This window comes from Streptomyces sp. UG1 (assembly GCF_049974585.1).
Taxonomy (GTDB): domain Bacteria; phylum Actinomycetota; class Actinomycetes; order Streptomycetales; family Streptomycetaceae; genus Streptomyces.
Genome location: NZ_JBNGGG010000013.1, coordinates 140,566 through 156,640 on the forward strand (window position 1 = coordinate 140,566; position 16,075 = coordinate 156,640).

Genomic DNA, 16,075 nt, shown 5'->3' on the forward strand with positions numbered 1-16,075 from the left:
GGGCTGGCAGGCCCGGCGCCGTCGCCCATGGGGTCGATGCCGAGTTCGCGGAGGAGGTCCGCGCGGTTGACCCGGTAGGTGCGGCCGTCCCTCCGGACGGGGACCGGGTACTCGCCGCGCTTGGCGAGCTCGAAGCCCTTGGTCCGGCCGATGCCGAGGGCTCGGTTCGCGGTTTCGAGGTCGAACGCGACCGGCAAGGCCACGACGTCCTCGTACTGCATGCCGCGCCTCGCGGCAGTCTCGATTGGTGTTGCGGTCATGACTCCGTCTCTCGCGGTACACCCACTGACCAGCGCTCATGTCATCGGATGCCGATCAATGTCAGGCTGTACCGTTTCAGTGCAGTGGGTGCCATTGATTGCACCGCATCGGTTCGATTGGCCGGGACTCTACGGCACGGGTCGACACAGTTCAAGTGGCTCCGTATGTTGGATGGTTATGGAGCAACGGGACTGGATGTCGGCGATCAGCAGGTCCATCGCTGGCGAGATCCGACGTCATCGACAGGAGCAAGGGCTGAGTGCGCAGCAACTCTCGGACCGCTGTGCAGACCTCGGGGCGCCGATCCCGAGGGTCGTCCTCTCCAACTTGGAGAACGGAAAGCGACAGAACGTGACTGTCGCTGAGGTGCTCATTCTGGCCCGCGCATTGGGTGTGCCACCGGGCGTCCTGATTTTCCCTGTCGGTTATGTGGACGAGTTCGAAGTGCTGCCGGGTGCATGGCAGGAGCCGACTGTCGGCTTGGACTGGCTGGCGGGAATTGTGTCATTCAGCCAAGATGAATCGCGGGCGGTGATTGACTCTCCTCTCGGTCTTGTTCGCGAGCATGACGATATTGTCACACTCGTGCGTGCCGCAATGCGTGAAAGGGAAATCTCTTTCGAGAGGGTAATTCGCGATAGGCATCATCTTGCTGAGGGGCGAGTTTCGCTTGATGAAGTAGAAGCCCGATTCCATATTGCGAGCGCTAAATATGATTCGGCATCGAGGGTTGAGGGTGTCGATTCTGAAGAATTGGCCCGCCTCGCGGAGGAACGGAACGCGCTAGACCGTCTGCATAAAGAGATTCGACATAGGGCCAGGATGCTCGATGCAGCCGAGGCGCGGGCACATGAAAGTTCTGCGGCTCTTGCGGATGCCAGGGAGAGGCTCGCGAGTTTCCGTAACGCCATGCGCGAGCGCGGCCTGCGTCCGCCCGCTCTTCCAAATGATATTGCCTTCGTCACGGAATCCGGGGCCAGGGCTGGGGAATCCGAGGAGAATGAGAGGAAGACCCTTCCGACAGTCCCGGCGTCTCCACGTCCTAAGGAAACGGTGCGTCGCCTATCGGTAGAGACGCCCGAGCAGAAGGTTGTTTACACGGTAAGTGCAGAAGAGTTTTCCAGGCTTGCCGATGAGGTTATGAGAGACCTGAAGAAGAGCTTTATTGAGAAGTTCAAAGAAGAGACTGAGAGAGAATCGGAGTCCGATGCCGGATGAGTAGTGAGATGTGTCGCGTAGAGGCGAAAGGAGTCTCTGATGCCAGTTTCTCGCCGCGCCGGCGGCATCAGCAAGAGGTGTGAGTGCCGCGGCCCCGACGCGAAGCGGCTCGGGTCGAAGTGCCCGCAGCTGTCGAAGCGCTCACACGGCAAGCCGCGCGTCAGCCAGGAACTGCCCGAGGACGCCGAAGGCGGCCGCCGGCGCTTCCAGCGCACCGGCTACACCGACGTCAAGGAAGCGCAGAAAGACCTCGACCGCATCCGCGCCATCCTCGACCTGGCGGGCGACGACGAGGACGGCCTACGCCGGGTCGGCGACCTCCTCGCCGAGCTTCAGAAGACGCGTGACCCCATCCCCGAGCCGACCGAAGTGAGCAGGAAGTTGGGCGTCGGCGTGCCGTTGGACGGCCGGATGACCGTCGCTGAGTGGCTCGACACCTGGGTCGCCTCGAAGAAGACCAAAGGCACCACCACCGACGGCTACAAGTCCCACATCCGCGTGCACCTGAAGCCAGGCCTCGGCCACCTGCGGCTCGACAAGCTGAACGTCGCCCACGTCCAGGAGTTCTTCGACCGGATCGACGACGACAACGAGACGATCGCCGCCGAGAACGCCGCCCGCCGCGAGCAGGAGGCGCGTGCCAAGTGGGGCAAGAACTCCCGGCCTCCGGCCGCCGAGTCCGCGCGCCTGGCGGTGGAGCGGGAGAAGCTCGCCGCGATGCCCCCGTACCGGCTCATCACCGGCCCGGCGACGAAGCAGCGGATACGGGCGACGCTCCGCTCGGCCCTCAACGCGGCGATACGCAGGCAGCTGATCACCTTCAACCCGGCGTCCTGGGTGGAACTGGACTCCGGTAAGCGGCCCAAGGCTGTGCTATGGACCGCACAGCATGTCGAGCACTGGCGGAAGACGGGGGAGAAGCCGTCAGCCGTGATGGTGTGGACGCCCGCGCAGATCGGCGCGTTCCTCGACGAGGCCGAGGAGAACCGCCTCTACGCCCTCTTCCACCTGATCGCCTTCCGGGGCCTGCGTCGCGGTGAGGCCGTCGGCCAGGACTGGCGGGAGGTCGACCTCGATGGGCACTCCATCACGATCGCCAAGTCCATCGTCGTCCGCCAGTGGACGCCGGAGGAGGGCGTCCCGAAGACGGACAGCAGCGCTGCCACCATCGCCCTCGACAGCCTCAACGTGGCCGTGCTGCGGGCGCACAAGGTGCGGCAGGCGGAGGAGCGGGAGGCCTGGAACCGACACGCGCAGGAGGAACGGGCCAAGGGCAAGGACGTCGCGGACTGGGCCGACATGGGCAAGGTGTTCGTCGACACCGACGGCAAGTGGCTGCACCCGGAGAAGGTGTCGGACGAGTTCCGCCGGATCTGCCGGGCGGCGGAACTGCCCCCGATCAACCTGCGGGACCTCAGGCACTGTGCGGCGACGCTGATCCATGCGGGCGGGGGAGACCTGCATGCGATCAAGGAGACGCTGCGGCACGACGACATCCGGCTGACGAGCAACACCTATACGAGTCTGCTGAAGGAAGTCGACTTGGAGATCGCCGAGAAGGCGGCGGCGATCGTGCCGCGGGCCAGGAAGCTGAAGAAGCCCGCTCCGACGGAATGAGGCCGGCCCGAGTCGACGGGTCCGGCCTCCGTGTCCGAGCAGCAGCGTGCAGCCAGCAACGCGGATGTGGACGCCTCCTACGGTACGGCCGGGCGCTGACAACGGGGCGGTGAAGGCGTACCGTTGAGGGACGAGACAAGGCCTCTGACCTGCGGGTCAGGGGCCTTTCTGCTCAGCCAGTGCTCAACCGAACGCCCCGGAAGTACCCGACAGAAGGCGATAGAAGGCGGCATGGCGGAGCGTCGATGGTGAGTCGGATCCTGGCCTCGACCTGCACGATCCGAACTGCCCCGATAGAGAGCAACACAAGGCGGAATCAAGCGTATGCATACTGCCGGAGACTCATAATCCGTCGGCCGTGGGTTCGAGTCCCACCCGCCCCACCAGGCGCAGGTAAGAAATGCCATCTGACCTGCGGAAACGTTCATTCTGCCGGGCCTGCGAATTTACCTGCGAGACCGCTGAGCAGCGGACTTTGCCCGAGTGAGCTCGATCAGTGTCGGTTCTCGACCGTATGGGGTCTGACCTGGTCTTTTGTGAGATCGGGAGGCTTCGCCGCGAGGTCGAAGCTGCTCGGATCGCGGAATGTGAGTCCGAAGCGTACGTGGCTGACCGTCAGGCGTCACTGGTGGTCGGCATGGGCCTGGCCTGCAGACTTTCGCGCTACTTTACGTTATGTTCGATTCTCGACCTAGTTGATACCGGGATGAAATGCGCCCCGGAAAGTCCGTTGCTCGGCGCACGTCTGTTTCGCCACTGCCCTTGGCCGCGGCGTTCGCCGTCCGCGGTGCCGGGGCAGCTCCTGGCGCAAGTACCAGACGCCGTGCTTGCGCTGCTTGAGCTTGGGACAAGCCGCGCCCAGCTGCTTCTTCGTGCCGGGGCCGCGACAGCCGCAGCGCCGGTAGACGGATCCGCGCATGGCCTTTCCTACGGCGTACCGGTCAAGGTCGTCCTGCGAGACAGGGCCTGACCTGCGCAGCGACGAGTGCCAAGCGCGCCACACCGGTCATGAACTCGTGTCGGTGTCCTCGGGCGGATGAGGCGGTCTATGGCTGCTTCACGGCCACCGCCTCAGGAGCGGGGACCGCGGTGTCTTGCGGGAACTGCCTGGCATGTCCAGGAGGTCACCCGCAGGGTGTCGAAGGCGATCCGCCAAGTGGAGGATGGTCAGGGCTTCGACGTCGAGTGAGCGGTACCTGGAGCGAGGGGCCTGTCAATGGCCGGATGTCGGCCACGCAGCAAGTCCGCGCGCCGGGCCAGCCAGTGCTCGGCTTCCCTGGCCCCTGTAGAGCTGACGGCCGGGGCCAGGGCAGTGATCCGTGGACGAGCCGGGGCGGCAGGTCGCTACTCCTGTGGTCGGCCGTATCCGCTGAGGAGCTCGACGCCGTGGAGCAGGGCGGAGTGGTCGAGCCCTGCGTCTCCACGGGCCACGGCGGACGCCACGAGCTGCGCGGCGACGCTGCCGAGGGGGATGGCGGCGCCGATGGCCCGTGCGGTGTCGGTGACGATGCCCATGTCTTTGTGGTGAAGGCCCATCCTGAAGCTGGACGTGTAGTCGCGATTCAGGAAGTTGGTCTTCTTGCGGGTGAGGACGTTCGAGCCGGCGAGGCCGCTGCTCAGTACGTCGAGGGCGGCTTCGAGATCCACGCCTGACTTTTCGAGGAAGACCACGGCTTCCGCGCACGCCTGAGTGTTGATCGCGAGAACCAACTGGTTGGCGGCTTTCACCGTCTGGCCGAGACCATGGGTATCGCAGTGCGTGATGGTCTTGCCGAGGGCTTCGAAGACGGGCCTTGCCTCCTCGAAGTCGTCGGCTTCACCGCCGACCATGATCGACAGGATGCCTTCGATGGCACCGGCCTCACCGCCGGCGACCGGAGCGTCCAGGACGCGGATTCCGTGTGCGCCGGCGTTGCGGGCAAGTTCGATCGAACTCTGCGGAGCGATGGTGGACATGTCGATGAGCAGCGACCCTGTCCGGGCGTTGGCCAGAATTCCCGCAGGGCCGTAGGCGACCTCCTCGACCTGGGGTGCGTCCGGAAGCATGGTGATCACCACTTCGGCGTCGCGGACCGCTGCGCGTATCGAGGCAGCGGCTCGTCCGCCTGCTGCAAGTAGAGGCCCGGTCTTGCCGTCGCTGCGGTTCCAGCCGTACACGGTGTATCCGGCTTTGCGCAGGTTGACAGCCATCGGGCTGCCCATGGTGCCGAGGCCGAGGAAACCGATCGTCTTCAACGCGAAGTTCCTTTGCGGTGGCGATGGAGGGGAGGATTCAGGGCAGGAGCAGTTGCTCCAGGTCTGCGGGTGGTCGGCGGCCGACCAGTGAGCGGAATGTCGTCCAGTGGCCGGTGTCGCCTGCGAGGATTCCTCCCAGCAGGTGACCGCCGTGCTGACTCAGAAGGATCTTGGCGTAGCGGTCGGATCCTTCGGCGAAGACAGCTTCGATCGCGTGGCCGTCGTCGGGACGGGTAGCGCCGAAGGTGGCGATCTTCACGCCGAGAAGCTTCAGGGTGGTCGAGGCGTCGGTGCCGTCGAACGGCTCGGGGGTATGCCCCATCAGCTGGCGTGCCACACTGTCGGCCATGCGGTATCCGGGAGCGACCAGGCCGTAACAGCGTCCGTTCACGGCAGCGCATTCACCGATGGCCCATACCCGCTCATCAGCGGTGCGGCAGAGATCGTCGACGACGATGCCACCGCGCTCTCCGCACTCAAGGTTCATGGCGTCGGCCAGCTCGTCCCGTGGTCGGATGCCTGCGGCGAAGACCACCACGTCGGCCTCCAGAATCGTCCCGTCCGAGAGTGTGACAGCACGCACCTCGCCGTCGGTCCCGGCGCCGATCGAAGCCGTGGCCGTGCCGCAGTGCACACGCAGGCCAAGCCCCGTGACATGGCGAAGTAGCACGCGCGCGGCGCCCGCATCCAGCTGCGTCGGCATCAAGTGAGGGCCGGTTTCCACGATGTGGGGGCGCATGCCAAGAAGACGCAGGGCGTTCGCCGCCTCCAGGCCGAGAAGTCCGCCTCCGATGACGACGCCTGGACGCCCGGGACGCGCGGCAGCGCGTAGGGCATCGAGGTCGTCGAAGTGCGGTACACGCAGCAGCCGGTCAGATCGCGGCCGGGAACCGACGGACTCCGTCGCCTCAAGGCGTTCCGGATGCGCGAGGTCGTGGCGCTGGGAACACCGGAACAGGTCACGGCCCACCTCGATCACTCGGCGCGCTTCCTGGACGCTCTGTCCGGCGAGATCGGTCTGCCGCTGGCACGCCGCGCGGCCTCCGACCCCTTCTACGACCAGTCCGGAGAGCGCGCCACCTTCCAGCAGATCGTCCCGGTCAAGCACGAGTACGTCTACAAGGGCATCGCGATCGCCTCCGTGAACACCCACCACACCTTCTTCGGCGAGCGGTGCGCCATCTCGCTGTCCAGTGGCGGCCCGGTTTCCACCAGCTGCGTCGGCTTCGGCATCGAACGGTGGCTGCACGCCCTGGCGGATCACTTCGGCGGGGACTGGGACCAGGTCCAGGGCGCCGTCGAGAAGGCCGAGAAGTCGCTGGCCTGAGGGACTGGTCGCGGTGGTGCGTGCCGGTGGGGGCGCACCACCGCGACCACCACCTCAGCCGACTCGTGGTCCGACCGGGCGGCTGGCCCGCACGCTCCAACGTCCGTCCACGCGGGTGAGGCGAATGGGATGGTCGAAGCACTTGCTGACCTGGTCGCTGGTCAGGACCTCGTCGACAGGACCGGAGGCCAGACAGCGACCGTCACGCAGCAGCATCACGTGGGTCGTCCCAGGAGGAAGTTCCTCCAGATGGTGGGTGACCAGGACGGACGCGAGATCCGAGTAGGTGTGCTGCAGCGTGTCGATCCGCTCGATGAGCTGCTCTCGGCCGGCGACGTCCAGACCGGTCGCGGGCTCGTCGAGCAGTAGCAGCCGCGGACTGGGCATCAGCGCCCGGGCGATCAGTGCACGGCCCCGTTCTCCCTGGGACAGGGTCGACCACCGTGCCTCGAGACGATCGTTGAGGCCGAGTAGGCCGATGAGACGGCCGGCCATGGCGACCTGCTCGGGCGTGGGCTCCCATCGGGGAACGCGCTCGATGGTGTTGGTCAGTCCGGTCAGCACGACGTCCTGGACCTTCAGGGGGGAGCGCAGATCGTGCCGCGGGTTGACATGACCGACGTAGGAGCGCAACTGCCGCATGTCGACCCGCCCCAGCTGGTGGCCCAGCACCTCGACCGTGCCCCGGGTGGGGTGTGCGAGTGCTCCGAGAAGACTGAGCAGGGTGCTCTTGCCCGCCCCGTTGGCCCCGAGCAGCGCCCAGTGCTCGCCGGCGTGTACGGTCAGCGACACCTCGCGCAGGATGGGGTTGCCGTCGCGGACGACATCCACGTCTTTCACGCGGAGTACCGGGGTTGCGTTCACGAGGAGGTCCGCCCGGAGCGGTTGACGGCGGCCACGACCGCGTGGACCGAGGCGGTCAGGACAGATGTGTCCCAGCCCGCGCCCCAGCAAGCGACGCCGTTGACGCGGCACTCGGCGTAGGCGACGGCAGGGCTGCCCGGCCCGGTGGTGGTGGAGTGCTCGGTGTAGCTGAGGATGTCGACGGTGATGCCGATGGTACGGAGGGCGTCGGCGAGGGCGGACAGCGGTCCGTTGCCGATGCCTTGGCAGGAGCGCTCCTGCCCGTCGGTGTGCAGCTTGCAGGTGAACCGGTGTTCGCCGGGGGCGGGTTCCGTGGTGTTCCAGGAGGCCAGGGTGAGTGGGCCGTCCAGTGCGGGGGTGATGTAGGTGGTGCGGAACAGCTCCCACAGCTCCTTGTGGGACAGCTCCCGCCCGGTGGCGTCGGTGACCTGCTGCACCGCACGGGAGAAGTCGGGGCGCATGGCCTGGGGGAGGTCCAGGCCGTGGTGGGTGTGGAGGAGGTGGGCAATGCCTCCCTTGCCGGACTGGGAATTGATGCGGATGACTTCCTCGTACGTGCGGCCGATGTCGCCCGGGTCGATGGGCAGATACGGCACCGCCCACGGAGCCTCTTCGAGGGGGACGCCCTTCTCGGCGGCCTGCTTGGCGTGGTGGGCCATGCCCTTGGCGATGGCGTCCTGATGGGTGCCGGAAAAGGCCGTGTGCACGAGGTCGCCGCCGTAGGGGTGGCGGGGGTGGACCGGCAGCCGGTTGCAGTACTCCACCACCTCGCGTACCGCGTCGATGTCGGAGAAGTCGATCATCGGGTTCACGCCCTGCGCGTACAGGTTCAGGGCCAGGGTCACCAGGTCGACGTTCCCGGTGCGCTCCCCGTTGCCGAACAGGCAGCCCTCCACGCGCTGCGCCCCTGCCAGGACGGCGAGTTCGGCGCAGGCGACGCCGGTGCCACGGTCGTTGTGCGGGTGGACCGACAGGATCACGGACTCGCGGCGCGCCAGGTGGCGGTCCATGTACTCGATCTGGTCCGCGTACACGTTGGGAGTGGCGATCTCCACCGTGGCCGGCAGATTGTGGATGACCGGCCGGTCGGGGCTCGCCTCCCACAGATCGGTCAGGCCGTTGCACACCTCCAGGACGAATTCCGGCTCCGTCAGGTTGAAGACCTCCGGGGAGAACTCGAACCGGATGTCGGCACCCGACCGGTCTTCGGCACGGCGCATCAGGTAGGTGGCGGCGTCTCGGATCAGCTCGTGGACCTCGGCACGGGAGCGGCCCAGGACCACGTCCCGCCACGTGGGCGCGGTCGCGGTGTAGAGGTGCACGAGGGTTCGTGGAAGCCCCTCGACGGAGGCGATGGTCCGGTCGATCAGGTCCCGTCGGGCGGCGGTGAACACGGAGATGGTCACGTCGTCAGGGACGGCGCCGCTCTCGGCCAGGTGGCGCACGAAGTCGAAGTCGGTCTCGCTGGCGGAGGGGTAACCTACCTCGATCTCCTTGAAGCCCATGGCGACCAGGAGGTCGAACATCCGGCGCTTGCGCTCGGTGTCCATCGGCTCGGCCAGCGCCTGGTTGCCGTCGCGCAGGTCGACCGGCACCCACAGGGGGGCCTGCTCGATCCGGCGCGAGGGCCAGGTGCGGTCGGTCAGGGGAAGGGGGACCCGCTCGTGCGCCGACCGGTAGCGGTGATGCGGCATCGCGCTCGGGCGCTGAGGGTTCCAGCGCGGCGCATCCGCCGGGATGTCGCCGGAGGGAGTGCGCAGGGTGGGAAACACCGTGCTCTGGAAGGGGGAAGCCATCGTGCAGAACTTCTTTCAGTCGGCCATCCGGTGACCGGCGCAGCCCGATACTCCGCTGCGGGGTGCCGGTCGTGTCAGGCCCCGCAGCGGCAGCCGAGGAGAAGAAGCTCGTGCAGCAGCATGCGGGGTACAGTAACGACAACTCAGCTCCTCAGACAACCCGAGAGGTGTGGGAAGGTGAACGTCACATGTCACTAGGTGCCTTGCGGCCGTCCCCCTTGGTCGAGCAGGCCACTGTGCGCCTGCGTGAGCAGATCACCGGCGGTGAGTGGGCCGTGGGGATGAAGCTCCCCGGCGAGACCGCTCTGGCCAAGTCCCTCGGTGTGGGGCGCTCGACCGTCCGTGAGGCCCTGCGCGCACTGGCCGGCGCCGGGCTCGTGCAGGCACGCCAAGGGTCCGGCGTCTTCGTCATTGCGACCAAACCCAAGGAGGACTGGTCCACCCAGCTCCGCCAAGCGGCCATCACCGACGTCTACGAGGTCCGCATGCTCGTCGAAGTCGAGGCCGCGCAGTTGGCCGCGCAGCGCCGAACCGACGACGACATCGCCGCCCTCCATGGGGCCCTGGCCAGGCGCCGTGACGCCGCGAACGCCGGCAACGCAGAGTTCGTCGAGGCCGACATCGCCCTGCACGAGGCCGTGGTCGCCGCGGCGCACAACCCGGTACTCACCGGCTTGTTCACCGAGTTCGTACCGGTGCTGAAACAGCGGCTGCTCGATCTGGTCGAGCTGCTCAACCTGCGCTCCGACAACCCGAACCACGGCGACGAAGGGCACGCCGTACTGGTGAACGCCGTCGTGCGGTCAGACGCGGAGGCGGCCGGACGCGCGCTGCGGGACGAACTCACGCAGACGCTCGCCCTGCTCCGCTCCCTATGACCTTGTCGTCTTCTCAGAGACTGGCAGCCATGCTCGATGTCGAACTGTGGATACGGCGCTTCCCCGTCGCTACAACGCCCGCCACACCCTGGACGGTCCTCTTCTTCCCGCACTCCGGCGGTTCCGCAGGCTCCTACCAGCATCTCGCGGCGCAGGTGGCCGGTATGGCACGGACGGCCTGCGTCCAGTACCCGGGACGCGCGGAACGCGGGGGAGAGCCGCTCTTCACCGATGTCCACGTCCTGGCGGATCAGGTGGCCGAAGCGCTCCCTGCGGCACGCGAGAACGCGCCGGTGATCTTCTTCGGCCACAGCCTGGGGGCGGCTGTGGCCTACGAGGTCGTCCGGCGCACGCCGGACCAGCGGCACATCGTTCTCGTGGCCTCCGGGCATCCTGCCCCATCTCGCCTCGAGCTGTCTGCCCTGGACTCTGTCAGCGATGATTCAGAGGACAGCGACGAGCCGCTGATCGAGCTGATCAAATCACTGGGAGGCGCCGACGCCGACCTTCTGGACCATCCGGTGCTGCGCCGAATGTTCCTGCCTGTCATACGCAGTGACCTGATGGCGCACCGCCGCTACCGCCCCGAAGCCGGCTCGGCGGTCAACTGTCCCGTCATCGCCCTCATGGGGGCCACGGATCCCCTCACCAACGCCCCCGACGTACAGGCATGGGAGCAGCACACGTCCTCGAGCTTGCGAGTTCATGTGCTTCCAGGGGGCCACTTCTTCACGAACCAGCACATCGACGAGGTGGTGGACATCCTGCGTCGCATCATGACAACTGATCGGGATGCGCTGGGAGTTCACGCCTCCGGGATCTGACAGTTGGCGGGAGCCCATCGTCGGGGCTCCCGCCAACTGATTCTCGATCCGAAACGGTTGGGCTCAGCCTTCCACCAGCTCGCGGTCGCGGGTTTCCGGCAGTCGCAGCAAGCAGACGAGCGACAGCACGGCCATGAAGCTCACGTACCAGCCGACCGACGCCGATCCGAACTCGGCCTGTAGGCGTGTCGCCACCAGCGGCGCGACGGCTCCTCCCGCCACGCCGCCGAGGCTGTACGCGAGACCGGCTCCGGAGTAACGCAGTTCCGCCGGGAACAACTCCGGCAGGAACGCCCCCATGGGCCCGTAGATCACACCCATGAGCAGCAGAGTGCCGCCGAGGCCGAGAACGATCAGCGGCAGATAGGCAGTGTCCAGGAGCGGGAAGAGCAGCAGGCCCCACACAATTGCCGCGATCGTGCCGGACAGCGCCATGCGCCGTCGGCCAAGCCGGTCGGACCTCGTCGCAGCGACCCATGTTCCGGCAGCGAGGAAGACAACGGCGGCCATGGAGGCCAGCAACATGGTGGTACGGCCGACACCGAGCGTCTTGGTTCCGTACGACAGGCAGTACGTGGTGGCCGTGTAGAACAAGCCGTACGCCACGATCATGGCGCCGGAGCCGAGCAGCAGCTCCCGGGGACAGCGGCGTACGACGTCGGCGAACGGGGCCCGACTGGCCCGCTTGTCCACTATGACCTTCCGGAAGGCCGGGGTCTCGCTGATCTGAAGCCGGACGAACAGGCCCACGGCAACCAGGACGAGGGACAACAGGAACGGAACCCGCCATGCCCAGCCCTGGAAGGCGTTGTCACTCACCGCGGTGGACAGCACGAGAAAGACACCGGTCGCACCGAAGAAGCCGACGGACGGTCCGAGCTGCGGGTAGGCCGCGTACCGCCCTCTGCGGCCGGACGGTGCGTGCTCCACCGCCAGCAGGGCCGCGCCGCCCCACTCCCCGCCGAGGCCGATGCCCTGCAGGAAGCGCAGCAGCACCAGCAGCGCCGGAGCCCAGGCTCCCCACGTGCCGTACGTCGGCAGAAAACCGACCGCCGCCGTCGACACCCATGAGCAGCAGAGAGGTCACGAGGACGGCCTTGCGGCCCACCCTGTCTCCGAAATGGCCGAACAGGACCGAACCCAGGGGCCGGGCCACGAAGGCCACGGCGTACGTGGAGAAGGCGGCTAGTACCCCGTTGAACCGGGAGAGGTTGGGGAAGAAGGCCTCGTCGATGACGAGCGCGGCGGCGGTGCCGTAGATATAGAAGTCGTAGAACTCGATGGCGGTGCCGATGAAGCTCGCCACGGCGACGCGTCGCATCAGCCGGGATCCACCCGGCTCCTCACCAGGAAGGGGAGTCGCGGAGCCCGTTCCCTGGACCGACGTTTCGTGCCTGGACGGCATCTGATCCCCTTTTGTGTGTCCGGCGGCCGGAGGCACGGTCATATGACGACGGAGGCGAGCTTCAGACCGAAACCCACCAGGACGAGGCCCGTCACCCGCTCGATCCACGCCTGCAGGGAGCCGCGGCGCATCAGCCCGCGCGCGGCCGGGATCCACCACGACAGCAGCCCGAACCACGCGATGTTCAGCACGGCGTGCACCAGGGCGTACAGCAGCGTCAGGGGGAAGACAGGGGCGTGCGGCGGGATGAACTGGGGCAGCAGGCTGACGTAGAAGATGAGGGCCTTGGGATTGAGCAGGTTCGTCGACAGCCCCGTGGCGAAGCTCCGGCGGGTTGACGCCTCCGCCGCCCCGGTCTGTTCTTCGTCCTGCAACGTGGCTTGGGAGCGCGCGGTGGCCAAGGCGCGCACACCGAGCCAGACGAGCCAGAGCGCTCCGGCGGTCTGCAGAACCCTGAAGCCCGTGGGGGAAGCGGCCAGCAGCGCTGCCACGCCCACCGCGCTGGTGAGTCCCCAGACCAAGAGCCCCACGGACACTCCGAGCCCGGTCATGAACGCAGTGCGGCGCCCCCAGCGCAGCGCGGAGCGCAGCACGAGGGCGCTGTCCGGCCCAGGGGTGATGGTGATCAAAGCGGCGGTCGCCGTGAAGGCGACGCACGCCGAGAGGATGTCGGACCTCATGGTGCCTCCCGATGCCTCAAGTGGCGCATTGCTGGCACTCAGCCTCGTACCTCGTGCAACCACGAGGCGAATTCAGAGGAATGCAGCAGGCACTTCACGCTGGAAGCGTCCCTCGTCAGGCCCGGATCGTCGAAGACGACCGAGAACGTCCGGAAGGGCCGGCCGGTGAGAGCCGTTGCTTCCACCAGAATTGCGGTCGAGTCGAAGCTTCCGCTCAGGTAGGCGCCGATCTCCACATCGGCGTGCAGGCGGTCACGGATCGACTGCTTCAGATTTTCTCGAAGCATCTCGTCGGACACGGGTTCCGTGGTCGGCGAGAACTCGCCGTAACGCCAATAGCGCAAAGTTTCCTGGTCGTTGGCATCGAACTTGACGGCGCAGCCCGGAGGAACGGCCTGGACTTCCTTCACGAGCGTACGCGGTGCGACGATGTTGCCCATCGAGAAGTACTGGTCGACCGCACCGATATCTACCTTCCAGGACCGATCGACGCACTGCACCAGAGGCTTGATCTCGGAGCAGAAGTGAACGTCCGAGCCCGTCACGGTGTAGTACATCGGGCAGATGCCGAACCGGTCCCGGGCCAGGAACAGTGAATTCTCGGCACGATCGAAGACCACGGTGGCGAACTGCCCGTCCATGAGGCGGAGCCCTTCGATCCCGTACTGCGCGACGAGTTCCGGGACAACGGATACGTCGACGCCGTTGTTCTGCCGGTCAGCGCCCACCGTGTCGCGAAGGGCCCTGGCGTTGAACACCTCGCCGTTCGTCATGGCCACGTAGCGACCGGTGTGATCCTCCGCCGGCTGCCAGTCGTCGACCAGTCCCGTGAAGCCGAGGCGACCGAGCTTCACGGAGATCGTCTCGGTGTTCAGAGAGTAGGTCTCGTCGGGCCCGCGGTGGACGAGCCGGAAGTGCATGGCAGCGGCAACGCTGCGATCAATCCCACCGTTCGGGGAAAAGGTCCCGCACACGCCACACATCGCGATCACACACCCCGGTCACGCAGTTCGTCGACAAGGCCCCTCAGGTTCTCCGCTCGGAGTACGTCCCGGACGCCGGCGTCCATCCATCCGAGTTCCTTCAGCTTGTTGACGAGGATCACCGTGGAGCCCGAATCGCCGCCGATGTCGAAGAAGTTGTCGTCGAGGCCGACGTCGTTGACACCGGTGAGCCGACGCACCAGGGCGAGGATCTGCTCTTCCGGTACGGCGGTTTCGCCCGCGTCCGGTGCGTAATGACGGCTTGCCCGGAGGGCGTCACGATCGACCTTGCCGTTTCGCGTGTAGGGCAGTGCCTCGACCCGCTGGATCACGGAGGGGACCTTGTAGGAGTCGAGGACCGCCTCCAGGTGCGCCCGCAAGGCCCGAGAGGTGACGGCGCCCTGGTAGTAGCAGACCAGAGCGTCGGCGGCGGAGTCGTCCGCATTCTCGTACGACTCGGCGGTCACCACCGCCTCCACGACGCCGTCGAGCCGACAGGCCGCGTTCTCGATTTCACCCGGATCGAGGCGATAGCCGCGGACTTTCAGCTGCCGGTCCAACCGCTCGACGAAGAACAGCTGTCCGTCGCGGCGCTCGACGATGTCGCCGGTCCGGTAGAACCGGTTCGCGTCGCTGTCGACGAAGGGCTGCAGACCTTGCGGGGTCAGGTAACCGAGCCCGACGCTTTCGCCGGTGATGACGAGCTCGCCACGTGTTGCCTGCGTTCCGTTCAGATCGTCCCCGCCCGTCGTCGGCAACGGGAGGATGCCGCATCCGCAGTCGCCCACCACTGAGCCGAGCGGCACGGAGTCGGTGCAGTCGTCCGGGGTCAACGCGTCGCTGAGAAAGTTGCAGATGGTGGTTTCCGTGGTCCGCAAATCGCGGTGGCGCGCTCGATGTAGTCAAGGTGGTCCGGGACCCGCTCGGGCTCCATACCGATGCGCACGAAGGACATGCCCTGGTCGCAGAGTTCGGCGAGGGTGGAGAGCCGACTGAACTCAGGCTGCGCGAACATGCCCCACGAGGTGGCCGTCAGCTCCGACTGCGCGATCCTGCACCAGTGCTTGAGATCGATGTTGCAGGCCTTGAAGCCGGATCGTTCCGCCTCGAAGCCGAGACCGTGCCCGACCTCGACCTTCCCGATCGGTGTCTCGTTGAGTCGGCCGAGGAGTTCGATGACGAAATTCTCGGCGAGTTGAAAATCGACGGCGTAGGAACCATCGCGCAGCGTCGCGTCGAGAAGCTCGGCCTTCTGCGGCTGGAACAGCAGGGCCCGTGCTGCAGACATGTCTGTCCTCCGAAGCTCGGCGGTTTCGGGATGAGTTTGATCATGCTCAATCGTCGTGAGAATGTGTGACGACGGCCCAAGGGCGGAGAGGCAGAGAGCCTTGTCCCTTGACGTTCTCAAAATCCATGTTGTCCATTCACGGAGTTCACGCGACCGCGACCTGCGCCAGTTTCCTGGGACCGTCAGCGCGCTGTAGGTCCTGCGGCTGGCTTTCCGTCAGCGCCATGGATTTTCGCTGCAACTGCGTCGATGCTGCGTCGGTGCGAGTGCCGAGCCGGACCGCAGGTGTCGCGTTGAACGTCTCATCGACTGCATGTACGTCGGCCAGGGAGCCGAGTTGCCCGTTTTTCATCGAAACATCTGTCCTGTTCGCTTGCTTTGGCTGCGTGCAGAACTGCTCAGGTGCTCAGGTCCTCTGAGGTGTTAGCTTAACCAGTACCGCGGAGCAAGGAAAGTCTTTTCCCATCAAGGGTGTTGACCGGAGAGAGTCCGTGGCGCAGCCGGGAGGGGCGTCGGTGTGCACGAGGGCGCTGAACGAGCTGAGGGGGACTCCGGAGCAGGGCGTGCCGCGCATCGAAAAGTGTGCCACCCGTGCGTGGTGGCCATGCGGCGCGGAGGCGGGCCGTACCAGGTGATGTTCAACATCGACCGTACCTGCCGGGCGCTGGGCTTCTGCCGGACGCGGCTGATCGCAATGAA

14 protein-coding genes and 2 pseudogenes are annotated in these 16,075 nt (G+C 66.4%); 5 read left to right on the plus strand and 11 right to left on the minus strand.

Going from position 1 to position 16,075, the window contains the following annotated elements; genetic code table 11:
* Window positions 1-35: 35 nt before the first annotated feature.
* Window positions 36-260 (minus strand): annotated as a pseudogene (locus ACP4J3_RS16915) (hypothetical protein); the annotation flags it as partial.
* A 196-nt stretch (window positions 261-456) separates the two neighbouring features.
* Here ACP4J3_RS16915 and ACP4J3_RS16920 point away from each other — a divergent pair.
* Together ACP4J3_RS16920 and ACP4J3_RS16925 are read left to right on the plus strand one after the other, a co-directional pair.
* Window positions 457-1,479 (plus strand): helix-turn-helix domain-containing protein, encoded by a 1,023-nt coding sequence (locus ACP4J3_RS16920; protein ID WP_426535078.1) that lies wholly within the window; start codon window positions 457-459, stop codon window positions 1,477-1,479.
* 39 nt (window positions 1,480-1,518) lie between these two features.
* Window positions 1,519-3,096 (plus strand): site-specific integrase, encoded by a 1,578-nt coding sequence (locus ACP4J3_RS16925; RefSeq protein WP_426535080.1) that lies wholly within the window; start codon window positions 1,519-1,521, stop codon window positions 3,094-3,096.
* 1,344 nt (window positions 3,097-4,440) lie between these two features.
* Here ACP4J3_RS16925 and ACP4J3_RS16930 read toward each other — a convergent pair.
* Window positions 4,441-5,367 (minus strand): annotated as a pseudogene (locus tag ACP4J3_RS16930) (2-hydroxy-3-oxopropionate reductase); the annotation flags it as partial.
* 1 nt (window position 5,368) lies between these two features.
* Window positions 5,369-6,310 carry an NAD(P)/FAD-dependent oxidoreductase gene (locus tag ACP4J3_RS16935; RefSeq protein WP_426535082.1) on the minus strand — a complete coding sequence of 314 codons (942 nt, stop codon included), beginning with the start codon at window positions 6,308-6,310 and terminating at the stop codon, window positions 5,369-5,371.
* Here ACP4J3_RS16935 and ACP4J3_RS16940 point away from each other — a divergent pair.
* Complete coding sequence (locus ACP4J3_RS16940) at window positions 6,254-6,658, plus strand: hypothetical protein (protein WP_426535084.1); 405 nt, start codon at window positions 6,254-6,256, stop codon at window positions 6,656-6,658. The genes ACP4J3_RS16935 and ACP4J3_RS16940 overlap by 57 nt on opposite strands.
* Window positions 6,659-6,712: 54 nt before the next feature.
* Here ACP4J3_RS16940 and ACP4J3_RS16945 read toward each other — a convergent pair whose 3' ends face one another.
* Together ACP4J3_RS16945 and leuA are read right to left on the minus strand one after the other, a co-directional pair.
* Entirely contained in the window at window positions 6,713-7,498 is a 786-nt protein-coding gene (locus ACP4J3_RS16945; protein WP_426535086.1) for an ABC transporter ATP-binding protein, read from the minus strand.
* A gap of 20 nt (window positions 7,499-7,518) precedes the next feature.
* Complete coding sequence (gene leuA, locus ACP4J3_RS16950; RefSeq protein ID WP_426535088.1) at window positions 7,519-9,318, minus strand: 2-isopropylmalate synthase; 1,800 nt, start codon at window positions 9,316-9,318, stop codon at window positions 7,519-7,521.
* Between the two features lie 188 nt (window positions 9,319-9,506).
* Between leuA and ACP4J3_RS16955 the strand changes: the two genes are divergently transcribed.
* Both ACP4J3_RS16955 and ACP4J3_RS16960 read left to right on the plus strand, forming a co-directional pair.
* Window positions 9,507-10,196, plus strand: coding sequence for a FadR/GntR family transcriptional regulator (locus ACP4J3_RS16955; protein WP_426535090.1), 690 nt, complete (start codon window positions 9,507-9,509; stop codon window positions 10,194-10,196).
* Window positions 10,193-11,020, plus strand: coding sequence for a thioesterase II family protein (locus ACP4J3_RS16960; RefSeq protein WP_426535092.1), 828 nt, complete (start codon window positions 10,193-10,195; stop codon window positions 11,018-11,020). The genes ACP4J3_RS16955 and ACP4J3_RS16960 overlap by 4 nt, the downstream gene beginning before the upstream one ends.
* Before the next feature lie 63 nt (window positions 11,021-11,083).
* On the opposite strand, the gene ACP4J3_RS16965 is transcribed toward ACP4J3_RS16960, so the two are convergent.
* From ACP4J3_RS16965 to ACP4J3_RS16990, 6 genes are all read right to left on the minus strand, one after another.
* Entirely contained in the window at window positions 11,084-12,085 is a 1,002-nt protein-coding gene (locus tag ACP4J3_RS16965; RefSeq protein ID WP_426535094.1) for an MFS transporter, read from the minus strand.
* A gap of 378 nt (window positions 12,086-12,463) precedes the next feature.
* Window positions 12,464-13,105, minus strand: coding sequence for a LysE family translocator (locus ACP4J3_RS16970; RefSeq protein ID WP_426535096.1), 642 nt, complete (start codon window positions 13,103-13,105; stop codon window positions 12,464-12,466).
* Window positions 13,106-13,143: 38 nt separating this feature from the next.
* Window positions 13,144-14,025: an asparagine synthetase B family protein gene (locus ACP4J3_RS16975; protein ID WP_426535098.1), complete on the minus strand. Its 882-nt coding sequence runs from the start codon at window positions 14,023-14,025 to the stop codon at window positions 13,144-13,146.
* Window positions 14,026-14,093: 68 nt separating this feature from the next.
* On the minus strand, window positions 14,094-14,921 hold the full coding sequence (locus tag ACP4J3_RS16980) for a non-ribosomal peptide synthetase (protein ID WP_426535100.1): 828 nt from the start codon (window positions 14,919-14,921) through the stop codon (window positions 14,094-14,096).
* Window positions 14,918-15,376, minus strand: a complete 459-nt coding sequence (locus tag ACP4J3_RS16985; protein ID WP_426535102.1) for a hypothetical protein — start codon at window positions 15,374-15,376, stop codon at window positions 14,918-14,920. Before ACP4J3_RS16985 ends, ACP4J3_RS16980 begins: the two co-directional genes overlap by 4 nt.
* 145 nt (window positions 15,377-15,521) lie before the next feature.
* On the minus strand, window positions 15,522-15,728 hold the full coding sequence (locus ACP4J3_RS16990) for a hypothetical protein (protein ID WP_426535104.1): 207 nt from the start codon (window positions 15,726-15,728) through the stop codon (window positions 15,522-15,524).
* Window positions 15,729-16,075 lie beyond the last annotated feature (347 nt).